General features: G+C 70.8%; 13 protein-coding genes. 8 read left to right on the plus strand and 5 right to left on the minus strand.

The genetic code is table 11. The features are described from left to right. From AB7U92_RS08630 to AB7U92_RS08640, 3 genes are all read left to right on the plus strand, one after another. The coding region (locus AB7U92_RS08630) for a putative bifunctional diguanylate cyclase/phosphodiesterase (protein ID WP_428575776.1) at positions 1–1,356 on the plus strand (1,356 nt) is incomplete at its 5' end. Position 1,357: 1 nt separating this feature from the next. Beyond that, positions 1,358–1,819, plus strand: a complete 462-nt coding sequence (locus AB7U92_RS08635) for a prepilin-type N-terminal cleavage/methylation domain-containing protein (protein WP_428575777.1) — start codon at positions 1,358–1,360, stop codon at positions 1,817–1,819. Between the two features lie 10 nt (positions 1,820–1,829). Next, positions 1,830–4,649, plus strand: a complete 2,820-nt coding sequence (locus AB7U92_RS08640; protein WP_428575778.1) for a putative bifunctional diguanylate cyclase/phosphodiesterase — start codon at positions 1,830–1,832, stop codon at positions 4,647–4,649. On the opposite strand, the gene AB7U92_RS08645 is transcribed toward AB7U92_RS08640, so the two are convergent. From AB7U92_RS08645 to AB7U92_RS08665, 5 genes are read right to left on the minus strand one after another with little or no spacing between them, the layout of a single operon-like run. Continuing rightward, complete coding sequence (locus tag AB7U92_RS08645; RefSeq protein WP_428575779.1) at positions 4,621–5,574, minus strand: hypothetical protein; 954 nt, start codon at positions 5,572–5,574, stop codon at positions 4,621–4,623. The two genes, AB7U92_RS08640 and AB7U92_RS08645, sit on opposite strands and share 29 nt — an antisense overlap. Positions 5,575–5,584: 10 nt before the next feature. Further along, the gene (locus AB7U92_RS08650) at positions 5,585–6,832 is read right to left on the minus strand and encodes a vWA domain-containing protein (protein ID WP_428575780.1); all 1,248 of its coding nucleotides are present in this window, start codon (positions 6,830–6,832) and stop codon (positions 5,585–5,587) included. Next, the gene (locus AB7U92_RS08655) at positions 6,825–7,934 is read right to left on the minus strand and encodes an AAA family ATPase (protein ID WP_428575781.1); all 1,110 of its coding nucleotides are present in this window, start codon (positions 7,932–7,934) and stop codon (positions 6,825–6,827) included. Before AB7U92_RS08655 ends, AB7U92_RS08650 begins: the two co-directional genes overlap by 8 nt. Positions 7,935–7,937: 3 nt before the next feature. Next, positions 7,938–8,891, minus strand: a complete 954-nt coding sequence (locus AB7U92_RS08660) for a hypothetical protein (RefSeq protein WP_428575782.1) — start codon at positions 8,889–8,891, stop codon at positions 7,938–7,940. A 3-nt stretch (positions 8,892–8,894) separates the two neighbouring features. Beyond that, positions 8,895–9,875, minus strand: a complete 981-nt coding sequence (locus AB7U92_RS08665; RefSeq protein WP_428575787.1) for a LysR family transcriptional regulator — start codon at positions 9,873–9,875, stop codon at positions 8,895–8,897. 111 nt (positions 9,876–9,986) lie between these two features. Between AB7U92_RS08665 and AB7U92_RS08670 the strand changes: the two genes are divergently transcribed. From AB7U92_RS08670 to rpe, 5 genes are all read left to right on the plus strand, one after another. Next, positions 9,987–11,453, plus strand: coding sequence for a form I ribulose bisphosphate carboxylase large subunit (locus AB7U92_RS08670; RefSeq protein ID WP_428575783.1), 1,467 nt, complete (start codon positions 9,987–9,989; stop codon positions 11,451–11,453). Between the two features lie 11 nt (positions 11,454–11,464). After that, the gene (locus AB7U92_RS08675; protein ID WP_428575784.1) at positions 11,465–11,884 is read left to right on the plus strand and encodes a ribulose bisphosphate carboxylase small subunit; all 420 of its coding nucleotides are present in this window, start codon (positions 11,465–11,467) and stop codon (positions 11,882–11,884) included. A gap of 35 nt (positions 11,885–11,919) precedes the next feature. Beyond that, on the plus strand, positions 11,920–12,816 hold the full coding sequence (gene cbbX / locus AB7U92_RS08680; protein ID WP_428575785.1) for a CbbX protein: 897 nt from the start codon (positions 11,920–11,922) through the stop codon (positions 12,814–12,816). Continuing rightward, positions 12,813–13,613: an HAD-IA family hydrolase gene (locus tag AB7U92_RS08685; protein ID WP_428575786.1), complete on the plus strand. Its 801-nt coding sequence runs from the start codon at positions 12,813–12,815 to the stop codon at positions 13,611–13,613. Before cbbX ends, AB7U92_RS08685 begins: the two co-directional genes overlap by 4 nt. After that, on the plus strand, positions 13,610–14,283 hold a 674-nt coding region (rpe, locus tag AB7U92_RS08690), incomplete at its 3' end, for a ribulose-phosphate 3-epimerase (protein WP_428575788.1). The genes AB7U92_RS08685 and rpe, both read left to right, overlap by 4 nt.

Consider the following 14,283-nt stretch of genomic DNA (forward strand, 5'->3'; position numbering starts at 1 on the left):
CGGCGCACCATCGACCTCGAGAAGCGCTCGCTGGAACTGGCCCGCGAGGCGGTGACCGACCCGCTGACCCTGCTGCCCAACCGCAAGGGCATCAACGAGCACCTGGTCGAGCTGCTCGCCCCGATGGCGCGCCCTGGCGACGAAACCGAGCTGGCGCTGCTGTTCCTCGACCTCGACAAGTTCAAGGAAATCAACGACCAGCTCGGCCACCTGGCCGGCGACGCCGTGCTGCGCGTGGTCGCGGAGCGGCTGCGCGAATGCCTCCCGCGTTCGGCCTTCCCGGCCCGCTGGGGCGGCGACGAGTTCATCGTCGTGCTGCCCGGCCTCGGCCGCATCGAGCAGGTGCGCATGGTGGCCGAGAAGATCCGTGCCGAGCTGCTGGTGCCGATCCGCCTGGAAGACGGCACGGTGCGCGTGGGCTGCAGCGTCGGCATCGCGCTGGCGCCGTACCACGGCCATACGCCGGAGTCGCTGATCATCGCCGCCGACCAGGCCGTCTACGCTGCCAAGACCGAGGACAAGGACCGCGTGCGCGTCTTCGACATCGCGATGGCCAAGAAGGCGCAGCGCCAGCACCAGATCGCCCAGGCCCTGCCGGGTGCGCTGGAGCGCAACCAGCTCGTCGTTGCGTACCAGCCGATCGTGAATGCGCTGGACGGCATGGCCAGCCACGTGGAGGCGCTGGCGCGCTGGCCGCACCCGACCTGGGGCCCGGTCTCGCCGGGCGAGTTCATCGAGGTGGCCGAGCGCAACGGCCAGATCCACGCCATGGGCCGCTGGGTGCTGCGCCAGGCCTGCCTGGACGCGGCCCGCTGGCCGGGGGCGAACCCGCCCAAGGTGAGCGTCAACGTGTCGGCCGCGCAGGTCAGCTCGGGCAAGCTGGTGTCGCAGGTGCGCGAGGCCCTGGCCGCGGCCAAGCTGCCGCCGCAGCGGCTGGTCATCGAGCTCACCGAGAGCCTGCCGATGGCGCGCAGCGAGGGCGTGTCGCAGACGCTGTCCGACCTGCGCGCGATGGGTGTCGAGCTGGCGCTGGACGACTTCGGCACCGGCTACTCGTCGCTGAGCTCGCTGATGAAGCAGCCGGTCAGCCTGGTGAAGATCGACCAGTCGTTCGTCAAGGACGTGCCCGGCGGCGGCGAGGTGCTGATCAAGGCCACCGTCGACGTGGCGCGCCGCTTCGGCCTCGAGGTGGTGGCCGAGGGCGTCGAGACAGCGCTGCAGCGTTCGCACCTGGAATCGCTGGGCGTCAACTACATGCAGGGCTGGCTGTTCGGCCGGCCGATGCCGGCTGACGAATTCGTCGCCTGGCTGGGGCTGCACGACGGCAGCAACGAACCGTTCGTCCTGAGGGCTTGAGATGTCGAGTGTCTCCCGCCTTCGATCCCGAGGCTTCACGATGATGGAGCTGATGCTGACGATCCTGCTGATCGGCGTGCTCTTCGGCCTGGCCACGCCGGTCTACCAGAACTACCGCGAAAGAGTCCGCGTCAACCAGGCCGCACGCGATATCGCCGCGCTGGGCGCAGACGTGCAGCGCTTCGCCCTCGATAACCGCGCCTATCCCGAGACACTCGACCAGATCGGGGCAGCCGGGCGGCTCGATCCCTGGGGCCGGCCCTACCGCTACTACAACGTCGAGTCCAACGGCCGCGGAGGGGCGCGCAAGGACAAGCGGCTCAATCCGCTGAATACCGACTTCGATCTCTACAGCCTCGGCAAGAACGGCGTGACCAAGCCGCAGATCAGTCAGAAGGACAGCGTCGACGACATCATTCGCGCCAGCAACGGCCGGTTCGTCGGCAAGGCCGAAGACTACTGATGTACCGCGTGTGAACGAGGCTCCTGTCCGCGCCCACCGAAGCCGCCTCGCACGCCGGCTGTTCCTCCTGTTCGTGCTGGTGGCCATCGTTCCGCTGGTTCTGACCGACTGGATCGCCAGCCTGGCCACCAGTGAAGTCGCCACCCGGCTCACGCAGGATCACCGCGTGCAGACCACCCGGCACACCAGCCGCCAGGTCTTCGACCGCCTGCTGGCCGGCAAGTCGCTGCTGCTCGCCCAGGCCGAGGCGCGCGCGCAGGAGCTGCCGCCGGGCCTGGGGCGGGTGTTCAGCCAGGTGGTGCGCGTCGAGGGCGCAGACGTGGCCAGCTGGCCGCCGCACCGTGGCGAAGACCTGATCCGCGCCTGGCAGGCCGCCGCGGCAGGCCGCTTCGAGGTGCCGGCCGACCGTAACGCCGTCGAGGTGCAACTGCGCGTGGACTACTCGCTGCCCGGCCAGCCGCGCGTGATGCTCGGCGCGCATCGCCGCGGCTCGCTGGCCTGGCTGGCCGTGCTGGAGGCCGACTATCTCTGGGGCCCGCTGGCCGATGCGGGGCTGGACACGGCCTGGTGGGTGCACGACGGACAGGACCGTCTCGTCCTGCACCAGGCCGGCGAGGACTACACGCTGCTCGACGAGCGCAGCAGCGCGGGCGACGACCTGATCGAAACCACGACCGAACTCTTCCTCGGTGGGGAGCTGCTGGCCAGCGACTGGCGCTTCACCCAGCGCGCGCCGCGCAAGCCGGTGCTCTGGTTCGGAGCGCCGCTGGTGCTGTGGCTCGGCCTCGTGGCCGCGGCGGCACTGATCGTCATCGCGATGCTCAGCCACTGGCGCATCCGCATGGCACTCGAGCCGCTGGCGGAACTCACCCGCGTCACGCGGCGGCTGGCCAAAGGTGCCGCCGGGGCGCGCGTGGAAATCCGCCGCGACGACGAGATCGGCGAGCTGGCCGAGGCCTTCAACGAGATGGCCGCGCGCATCGAGACCCAGTTCGACGCGCTCGAGGGCCTGGCGGCGATCGACCGCGACATCCTCGCCGGTGCGCCGTTCGAGCGGGTGACCGGCCATGCCCTGCAGCGCATCGCCATGCACTATCCGCAAGCCTGCGCGATGGTGGCCTGGCGCGACGGGGAACGCGGGATGCGGCAGGCCTGGCTGGCCCCGGCGGCCGACACCACGCGCCTGGTGCTCAACGACCGCTTCGAGCCGGGCGAGGGCGGTTTCGAGCGCTTCGCCACGATCGGCGAAGACATCCAGCGCGTGGCCACCGAGCCCGGCGAGCCGCCCTGCGGCGCGCTGGCGCCGTGCCTGCGCAACGCCGGCATCGACCGTGCGGCCGTGGCCGTGCTGCTGCCGCTGCGCCATGAAGGCCGCACCGTGGCCATGCTGGGCCTCGGGGTGGGGGCGCCGCTGCCCGACGAGGCGCTGCAACCGGCGCGCGAGGTGCGCGACCGGCTCACCGTCGCGCTGGCGGCGCGCATGCGCGAGGAGCAGCTGGTGCACCGGGCGGCCCATGACAGCCTGACCGGACTGGTCAATCGCTACGGCCTGCAGACCCGGCTCGAGGCCCTTCTTGGCCGCGCGGCGCAGGGTGCGAGGCTGGCAGTGCTCTCGATCGACCTCGACCACTTCAAGGACGTCAACGACACGCTAGGCCACGAGGCCGGCGACGAGCTGCTCTCTGCAGCCAGCCATCGCCTGCGCTCGTGCGTGCCGGCCGGTGCCGTGGTGGCCCGTCCCGGAGGCGACGAGTTCATCGTGCTGCTGCCGGAGGCCGACGCCGCCACCGCGGCCAGCGTGGCCGATGTGGCGCTGGCAGCGCTCGGCCGCCCGTTCGCCCTGCGCGGCGGCGAGAACCGCCTGGGCGCCAGCGCCGGCATCGCAATGTGCCCCGATCACGGTACGCAGCGCGAGGAGCTGATGCGCTGCGCCGACATCGCGCTGTTCGCGGCCAAGGGCGCCGGACGCGGGCAGCACGTGCTGTTCACGTCGGAGCTCGACCGCGCGTCACGCGAGCGTGTGCAGATGCAGCTGGAGCTGCGGCAGGCGCTCGACCGGGACGAATTCGTCGTGCACTACCAGCCGCGTGTGCAACCCGGGGACGGCCGCATCCTCGCTGCCGAGGCGCTGATCCGCTGGCAGCACCCTCAGCGCGGGTTGCTCTATCCGGGCGCCTTCATCGAGGTGGCCGAAGCCGCCGGGCTGATCGACGAGATGGGCCGCTGGGTGCTCGATGCGGCCTGCGCGCAGGCAGCGGTCTGGCGCCGCGAGGGCCTGTCGCTGCAGCGCATCTCGGTCAACGTCTCGCCGCGCCAGCTGGCTTCCGGCGAGTTGCCCGCGCTGGTGGCCGATGTGCTCGAGCGCCATCGCCTGCCCGGCAGTGCCCTGGAGCTGGAAGTCACCGAGAGCCTGCTGATGAACGATCCCGGCGACGCTCGCGCACAGCTGGCCGCGCTGCGCCAGCGCGGCGTGACCGTGGCACTGGACGACTTCGGCACCGGCTACTCGTCGATGGCACTGCTGCGTCAGCTGCCGATCGACGTGATGAAGGTGGACCGCTCGTTCGTCGTCGGACTGGGCACGGACGACGGCGCCATGGCCGTCACGCGGGCTATCGTGACGCTGGCACGCTCGCTGCGCCTGCATCTGGTGGCCGAAGGCGTGGAGACCGAGGCTCAGGCCGAGGTGTTGCGCTCGCTCGGTTGCGACCAGTTGCAGGGCTACCTCTTCAGCCGGCCGGTGCCGGCAGCCGGATTTGCCCGCCTCGCCGGCCTGGCGCGAGGCGTTCCCGGCTCGCGCCTCACCGTCGTGCCGGCCCGGCTGGGCTGATCCGCCACGAGGGCTCGCGCCGCGCGCGCGGCCACGGCGGGATCTCGAACGCCGGCAGCTCCTGCAGCAGGAAGGCCAGCGCGATCAGCAGCGTCGGCACGTGGTACATCAGCACCCACAGCGGGCTGGCCTCGACGTCGAAGCGCGGCAGCGACAGCACCGCGATCACCAGCGCCACCGGCGTGAGCAGCGGGATCGAGCGGCGGAACATTGCGAACAGCCGCGCGCCGCGGTGGCGCTCGTGAAAATGCGAAGGCGGGTCGGCCAGCGTGCGGGCCAGGTGCTCGGCGGCACGGTCGAGCTCGGCCTCGGCGGTGCGCGTGCGCCGGTCGCTGCCGCCGCGCAGCCGCAGCCGCGTGCGCCAGCCGCCGCGTTCGCGCATCAGCCGTGTCCAGTCCCAGCCGAGCACGGCCAGCAGGTCGTCAGGCAGCGCGAACGACACCGTGCCCGTCTCGACGAGGCGCAGCTCGGCGGCCACGCCGCGCACCGGCGAGACCGTCATCGTGAGCTCCAGGTCATCGAGCCGCACCACGCCGCGCGCGAACACGCGCGCGGTGGCGTGGACGACCTGGTGCCTCGCCAGCACGAAGCCGTGGCCGCGCCGCAGCAGCGCCGAGGGCGGCACGGCCATCACACGCTCGAGCAGTTCGGCGCCGTTCGAGCCCATGGCCTCGGCGCTGGCCTCGGGGCCGTCTGCGCCGGCCAGCGTGCGCACGAGGCGCAGGGTGCCGGTGGGCAGGCTCTCCAGTGTCAGGCCCTCGCGCAGCGTGCCCAGGCCATGGGCCGCGGCGTCGAGCTCGCGCGCGCGCAACGCGATGCGGCGGGCGATGCGGTCGCTCGCGGCCAGGTCGACCGCGATGCCGCGCCGCACGAAGGGCTCGGCCAGCGCGAGCACCTCGTGATGCGTCAGTGGTGCGGCGTCCATGCCGTCATCTTCAGGCCAGTACCAGCTTGCGGCCGAAAAGCGGCTCGCCGCGCGCGTGTGCCTCGGTCACCGCCCAGATCACCGGGCAGCGCGGGCGATGGCGCGCCGGGCCGTCGAGGTCGGTGAGCACGATGGCGATGTCGGGGTCGTGGCCGTCGGCCTCTTCGAGCAGCGGGGTGAAGTCGGTGCCGCCACGGCCGTCGAAACTCAGGTCACGCAGGCTGACGCGGCTGGGCGCGAAGCGCTCGACGCGCTGCACGCGGTCGTCACCCACGATCAGGCTGAGCCCGGCACCGCTGCGCCGCGCGATGGCCTCGATCTCGCGGCTGAAACGCGCCAGCAGCGCATCGTCGATCGAGCCGGAGACGTCGACGATCACCGCCAGCTTCGGCACGCGCCGCGTGGCGCCATGACCGGGCTCGAAGGGCAGGCGGCGGCTGCCGCGCCGGCCCTGGTTGGCGAGGTAGGAGCGCGACGGCCGCGACCATGACAGCTCGGGCAGCGGCGCCAGGCCGCGCGCGAGCTGGCGGCGCAGCACCTGCTCCCAGGGTGTGCGCACGCGCGGCAGGTCGGCCAGCAGTGTACGCAGCATCGAGTGCGCGCCGTCACCGGCATGGGCGCGGGCGAGGCGCGCGGCCCACTCACGGGCCGCCTCGGCCTCTCGCTCGGGCGCCTGTTCCTCGCCACCGGGGGCTTCGAGCAGGTCGGCATGGTCGGCGCGTTCGAGCGAGCGCTCGGCCTGCGCGCGCTGGGCCTGGTCGCGGCCGTCGCCGTCGCGCTTCCGTGCGAGTTCGCGATAGAGGCGCTCCACGTCCCACTCGAGCAGCGACACCTCCACCGGCTGCACGATGCCCAGGCCGCTGCGCAGCAGTGCATCGAGCGTGACGGCGCCGGCCGGCAGGCTCAGCCAGCCGAGGTGGCCGAGCGTGCTGTTGACGATGGCGTCGGCGCAGGTATTGAACAAGGCGCGGTCGGCCTCGCCGACGAGCTGCCGCAGCTCGGCGAAGCGCTGCACGTGGCGCAGCGCGATGTGCAGCACCTCGTGGGCCACCCAGCCGGCCTGCTCGGCGAGATCGAGGTCCTCGAAGGCCGCGCTGTAGAGCAGGGTGCTGCCGTCGGTGGCCACCGGGCAGGCCTGCTCGGCATCGGCCGGCAGGTCGCGGTGGTGCACCCACAGTGCCAGGCCGCCGGTGGAGGGGGCGTACTCCACCATGCGCTGCACCGCGCGCGTGCCGCGGTGGCCGAGCCGCTCAGCCACCGAGGCCCTCGGCACGGCGCCGTTCGCTGTAGCGCTGGTAGGCCGGGCTGTCGAGCACTGCAGACTCGAGGCCGCCTTCCAGCGCGCGTTGCAGCAGCAGCTCCATGGCCAGCGTCTGGCCTTCGCGCAGCGGCAGGCTCGACGCCGCGCCGAGCTCGGGGAGTTGCTCGATGATCTCCAGCGCCCGCTGCATCGTCGCTGCGTCGCGGCAGGCGGCCAGCAGGCCGTAGACCATGCCGTACAGGCCGTCGAGGCTGCGCGGCAGCAATCCGAGCGTCTCGGGGCCGGGCTTCGCTTCGAGCAGCTTCACCACGTCGACCGCCGCCTGCAGCTCGCGCAGCACGCCGAAGAACTCGGCCGCATTGGCCGCGCCGATGCGGCCTTGCACGAACACACGCCGCGCCGATTCCGAGACGCCCGAGCGCAGCACGTTGGAGATGTCTTCCCAGCCGCGCGGGCTGGCACCGACGAGGTGGTCGTTGGCCAGCTGCGCCGCCGTGTCGTCGAGCTTGTCGGGCCGCACCTTGAGGTAGGCCATCACCTCCGGCGCGAAGTCGTTCGCGATGGCGTGGGCGAGGAAGGCGTCGATCGCCGTCTGCACGTGCAGGTGGAACATGCGGTCGGCCAGCGCAGTGCCCATGTCGTGGCTCACCGCGCCGTGGAAGCTGGCGTTGCCGGCGGCGATCACCTGCCATCCGTCGGGCAGGCGGTAGTTGCCGACGCGCCGATCCAGGATCAGCGAGTAGGCGGAGATCTGCAGCCGCTGGTCGGCCGCGGTGAGCTCGTCGAGGAAGAGGATGCCGGCAGGCTCGTCGGGCGTGGGCAGGAACTCGGGCGGGAACCACACTGTCTTGGCCTGGGTGTCGTCGGCAAAGATCGCGCCGCGCAGGTCGACCGGCTCGATGGTGGTCAGCCGCAGGTCGACCAGCGGCACGCCGAAGTGCTGCGCCACCTGCCGCACGATCGACGACTTGCCGACACCGCGCGTGCCCCACAGCATGGTGGCGCGGTGGCGCAGCGCCGGCGCGGCGTACTGTTCGATCAGCGCCGCCTTGGCGGCGGCGATCGAGACCGGTGGGATGTTCATCGGGTTGCCCAGCATCGTTCAGCTCGCGGGTGGCTTCGGGGTCTCGGCGCGCCACGACATGGCCTCGGAGGCGCGCGGCCAGCGCGGCCACTCGAAGCGCGGCAACTCCTGCAGGCTCACGCCCAGTGCCAGCAGGATGGGCGGCGCGTTGAAGATCAGCATGCGCCAGACGGAATCGCGCGCGAAGTCCATGCTGGTGACCACGAAGGACATGCCGATCAGGCCCAGCGCGGCCAGCAGCGGCACGCAGCGCCGCACCGCCACCCGCCAGCGCGCGCCGGCCATCCGTTCATGGAAGCGCGCCGGCGGCTCCGACAGGGTGCGGGCCAGGTGTTCCACGGCACGCTGCATCTGTGCGACGGCGGCCTCGCTGCGCTGCGGCTCGCGCCGCGGCGCGCGGAAGTGGCCGCGCCAGCGTTCGCCGAGCCGCCACAGGCTGCTCCAGCCACCGCCGAGCACGGCCAGCAGGTCGTCGGGCAGATCGGCCAGCGCCGGCGCCTCGAGCTCGACCTCGGCGGTGATGCCGGAGACGGCCGGCAGCGTCAGACGCAGCCGCACGCCGGCCACGCGGGCCTCGATCCAGGCCACCACCACGCGCACGCTGCCGTCGTTGGCACGCGTGGCGCGCTGCCCGAGCGCCATCTCCCAGCCCTCGCCGCAGCGCCATTGCGCGGTGGGTGCGGCGGATTCGATCAGCGAGAGCAGCTCGGCCGGATCGTCGCCGTCGGCACGCAGCTCGGCCACCGCGCCGCCGGGCAGGGCGACCTCGCGCAGCAGGCGGTAGCGCGTGCGTTCGCCGTCTTCCAGGCGCAGGCGCTCGCTGAGCGCGGGCTCGTCGGCCAGCGGACGAGGGCGGAACAGCAGCCGGCGCGCCATGCGGTCACTGCCGGCCAGGTCGACCTGCCGCCCCTGCCGCGCGAACGGCGCGGCCAGCGCCATGATCTCGTGGTGGGTGAGCGGCTGCGCAGCCATGGCTTAGGCCGCAGCGGGGCTGCGCTTGCGGCGCCGAGAAGGCTTGGCCGGCGGCTTGTCGCCGAGCTGGCGGCGGATCTCCTGCTGCCCGCGCTCGACGAGGAAGCGCTCGAAGGCCAGCGCCACCTGCGGCAGCTGCCGTGCGGCCAGGTGCATCACGTACCAGTCACGCTCGATCGGGTTGCGCTCCATCGGCAGCAGCGCCAGCACGCCGGCCTCCATCTCGAGCACGCAGGTGTGCATCGACAGGAAGGCCACGCCGAAGCCGGCGGCGCACATGTGCTTGATCGCCTCGTTGCTCGACAGCTCCGAGCCGATGCGCAGCGGCAGCCCGGCGTCCTTGAACAGGCGCTCGATGGTCGAGCGCGTGCCCGAACCGCGCTCGCGCACCAGGATGCGCTGCTGCGACAGCTCTTCCATCGTCACCGGGCGCTCCAGCGCGGCCTTCATCAGCGCGTGTTTCGGCGACACGAGGAAGGCCATCGGGTGCTTGGCGAAGGCCGTCGACACCGTCTTCAGCTCGGCCGGCGGCCGGCCCATGATGGCCAGGTCGATCTCCTGGGCGCCGAGCATGTGAACGATCTCGTCGCGGTTGCCCACCTGCAGCTTGAGCTTGACCTGCGGGTGCTCGTTGGCGAAGGTCACCAGCATCGGCGGCAGCAGGTATTCGGCGGTGGTGATCGCGCCGACGCGCAGCGTGCCGGAGAACACGCCCTGCAGCGTGGCCATCTCCTCGCCCGCCTCGCGCCACAGCTCGAGGATGCGCAGCGCGTAGCTGTCGAGCAGCTCGCCGGCTTCGGTCAGGCGGATGCCGCGGCCGGTGCGCTGCAGCAGCGGCGTCATCGCCGACTCTTCCAGCGCGGCGATCTGCAGCGATACCGCCGGCTGCGTGAGGTGCATCTCGTCGGCCGCCGCCGACACGCTGCCCAGCCGCGCCACCGCATGGAAGGTGGCGAGCTGGCGGAAGGTGGCGTTCTTGGTCAGCGGCACGGTGCGATATTAGAGAAAGCACATGTATGCGTCAAAAGTTTTAATTTTTCTTATCGATCGCGACTGCCTACATTGAGCCCATCCGCCACACACCAGGAGCCTCCGATGGGCAACATGAAGGACGTCCAGCAGATCACCGATGCCAAGAAGCGCTACTCGGCCGGTGTGCTGAAGTATGCGCAGATGGGCTACTGGGATGCCGATTACCAGCCCAAGGACACCGACATCCTCGCACTCTTCCGCATCACCCCGCAGGACGGGGTGGATCCGATCGAGGCCGGCGCCGCGGTGGCCGGCGAGTCGAGCACCGCCACCTGGACGGTGGTCTGGACCGACCGCCTGACCGCCTGCGACATGTACCGTGCCAAGTGCTACCGCGTCGAGCCGGTGCCCAACAACCCGGGCCAGTTCTTCGCCTACGTGGCCTACGACCTCAGCCTGTTCGAGGAAGGCTCGATCACCAACGTCGCCGCCTCGATCATCGGCAACGTGTTCTCCTTCAAGCCGCTGAAGGCGGCACGCCTGGAGGACATGAAGTTCCCGGTCGCCTACGTGAAGACCTTCGCCGGCCCGCCCACCGGCATCGTGGTCGAGCGCGAGCGCCTGGACAAGTTCGGCCGCCCGCTGCTGGGCGCCACCACCAAGCCGAAGCTGGGCCTGTCGGGCCGCAACTACGGCCGCGTGGTCTACGAGGGCCTGAAGGGCGGCCTGGACTTCATGAAGGACGACGAGAACATCAATTCGCAGCCCTTCATGCACTGGCGCGACCGCTTCCTGTTCGTGATGGACGCCGTCAACAAGGCCAGCGCCGCCACCGGCGAGGTCAAGGGCAGCTACCTCAACGTGACCGCCGGCACGATGGAGGAGATGTACCGTCGCGCCGAGTTCGCCAAGTCGCTGGGCTCGGTGATCATCATGGTCGACCTGGTGGTCGGCTACACCGGCATCCAGAGCCTGTCGCACTGGTGCCGCCAGAACGACATGATCCTGCACCTGCACCGCGCGGGCCATGGCACCTACACGCGCCAGAAGTCGCACGGCGTGAGCTTCCGCGTGATCGCCAAGTGGATGCGCCTGGCGGGCGTGGACCACATCCACGCCGGCACCGCGGTGGGCAAGCTGGAAGGCGACCCGATGACGGTGCAGGGCTACTACAACATCTGCCGCGACACGCACACGAAGGTCGACCTGCCGCGCGGCGTCTACTTCGACCAGGACTGGGGCGCGCTGAAGAAGGTGATGCCGGTGGCCTCGGGCGGCATCCACGCGGGCCAGATGCACCAGCTGATCGACCTGTTCGGTGACGACGTGGTGCTGCAGTTCGGCGGCGGCACGATCGGCCACCCGCAGGGCATCCAGGCCGGCGCCACCGCCAACCGCGTCGCGCTGGAAGCCATGGTGCTGGCGCGCAACGAGGGCCGCGACATCAAGGAAGAGGGCCCGCAGATCCTGCGTGACGCCGCCAAGTGGTGCAAGCCGCTGGCCGCCGCCCTCGACACCTGGGGCGACATCACCTTCAACTACACCTCGACGGACACGTCCGACTACGTGCCGACCCCGGCCGTCGCGTAAGGAGCAATCACATGCGAATCACCCAAGGCACCTTCTCCTTCCTGCCCGACCTCACCGACGCGCAGATCACCCGCCAGATCGAGTACTGCCTCGACAAGGGCTGGGCGGTCGGCATCGAGTACACCGACGACCCGCACCCGCGCAACACCTTCTGGGAGATGCACGGCAACCCGATGTTCGACCTGAAGGACCCGGCCGGCATCCTCATGGAGATCAACGACTGCCGCAAGACTTTCCCGAACCACTACATTCGGGTCACCGCGTTCGATTCGACGCACGGTGTGGAGTCGGTGGTGCTGTCGTTCATCGTCAACCGGCCGAAGGACGAGCCCGGCTTCCGGCTCATCCGCAGCGAGGAGCCCGGGCGCAGCATCCGCTACAGCATCGAGAGCTACGCGGTCGCGCAGCGCCCCGAAGGCGCGCGCTACTGAGCCCGGCCGACCCCAGCCCACCGGAGGACCGACGCATGGACATGCCTGCCAAGACGACCGCGCCCCGGGCGCTGTTCGAGTCCTCCGGCGTGAAGGCGCTGCTCGATCAGCTCGACGCCGAGCTGATCGGGCTGGCGCCGGTCAAGGGCCGCATCCGCGACATCGCCGCGCTGCTGCTGATCGACAGGCTGCGCGCCGAGCAGGGCCTGCAGTCGCAGGCACCGACGCTGCACATGTGCTTCACCGGCAACCCCGGCACCGGCAAGACCACGGTGGCGATGCGCATGGCCGAGGTGCTCAAGCAGCTCGGCTACGTGCGCAAGGGGCATCTTGTCGCCGTCACGCGCGACGACCTGGTCGGCCAGTTCATCGGCCACACCGCGCCCAAGACCAAGGAGATCATCAAGAAGGCGATGGGCGGCGTGCTGTTCATCGACGAGGCGTACTACCTTTACCGCCCCGAGAACGAGCGCGACTACGGCCAGGAGGCCATCGAGATCCTGCTGCAGGTGATGGAGAACCACCGCGACGACCTGGTGGTGATCCTGGCCGGCTACAAGGACCGGATGGACACCTTCTTCTCCAGCAACCCCGGCATGGCCTCGCGCATCGCGCACCACATCGACTTCCCCGACTACAGCGAGGCCGAGCTGCTGCAGATCGCCGAGCTGATGCTCGAGAAGCTGAACTACCGCTTCGACGCCGATGCCGAGAGTGCCTTCGCGCGCTACGTGCACCTGCGCCGCCAGCAGCCGCACTTCGCCAACGCGCGCTCGATCCGCAACGCGCTCGACCGCATCCGGCTGCGCCAGGCCACGCGGCTGTTCGACAGCGACACCGCGCTGGCCCGCGACGACCTCATCACCCTGCAGGCGCAGGACATCCTGGCCAGCCGCGTGTTCAACACCTCGCCGCAAGGAGAAGCCGCATGAGCATCGAGGCCCTGATCTTCGACGTCGACGGCACGCTGGCCGACACGGAAGAGGCGCACCGCCTCGCCTTCAACAACGCCTTCGAGCGCTTCCGCCTCGGCTGGAAGTGGAACCAGGACGCCTACCGCGAACTGCTCAAGACCACCGGCGGCAAGGAGCGCATCGCGGCGTACCTGGCCAGCAAGACGATGAGCGCTGCCGAGCGCAAGCGCCTGACCGAGCTGATCCCCGCCATCCACGCCGAGAAGACGAAGTTCTACAGCGCCTTCGTGGCCGACGGTGGCCTGCCGCTGCGCCCGGGCATACAGCGCCTGATCGAGGAGGCGCTGGCGGCCGGCTGCCGCCTGGCGATCGCCAGCACCACGACCGCGGCCAACGTCGATGCGCTGCTCACGGCCACGCTCGGCCCGCGCGGCATCGAGATGTTCAGCGTGATCGCCTGCGGCGACCAGGTGCGCGCCAAGAAGCCGGCGCCCGACATCTATCGGCTGGCGCTGCAGCATCTCGGCGTCGATGCCGACCGCGCGATCGCCTTCGAGGATTCGCACAACGGTCTGCTGGCCGCCACCGGCGCGGGCCTGCGCGCGGTGGTCACGCCGACCTACTGGACCGAGGATCACGATTTCGCCGGCGCGGCCATGGTGCTGCCCAGCCTGGGCGACCCGCAGCAACCGCTGGAAGGCGAGCCCGGCACGCTGCTGCAGGACCAGGCCTGGCTGGGCTACCCCGAACTGGTGCGCCGCGTCTGCGAGCGGCCGGTGTGCGAGGTCGGCGCGCTCTACGCCGGGGCGGCCTGATGAGCATCCGCATCGCCCCCAGCCTGCTCTCGGCCGACTTCGCGCGGCTCGGCGAGGAGGTGCGCACGGTGATCGCGGCCGGCGCCGACCTGATCCACTTCGACGTGATGGACAACCATTACGTGCCCAACCTGACCGTCGGGCCGCTGGTGTGCCAGGCGATCAAGCCGCATGCCACCGTGCCCATCGACGTGCATCTGATGGTCAAGCCGGTGGATGCGCTGGTGCCGATGTTCGCCCAGGCCGGTGCCGACATCATCAGCTTCCACCCCGAGGCGAGCGAGCACGTCGACCGCACCATCCAGCTGATCCGTTCGCTGGGCGTGAAAGCCGGCCTGGTGCTCAACCCGGCCACGCCGCTGGCGGTGCTCGACCACGTGATCGACCAGCTCGACCTGGTGCTGCTGATGACCGTGAACCCCGGCTTCGGCGGCCAGAGCTTCATCCAGGGCATGCTGCCGAAGATCGCGCGGGCCCGCGCGCGGGTCGATGTCGCGATGCAGCGCACCGGCCGCGAGATCTGGCTCGAGGTCGACGGCGGCGTGAAGCGCGAGAACGCCCGCGCCATCGCCGAGGCCGGCGCCGACACGAGGGTGGCGGGCTCGGCGGTGGGCACCGGCGCGCGCGACCTGGCCGCGTACCAGGGCGCGAGCTCGGCGAGCCGCGGCGT

The organism is Piscinibacter sp., assembly GCF_050175855.1.
Taxonomy (GTDB): domain Bacteria; phylum Pseudomonadota; class Gammaproteobacteria; order Burkholderiales; family Burkholderiaceae_C; genus Piscinibacter.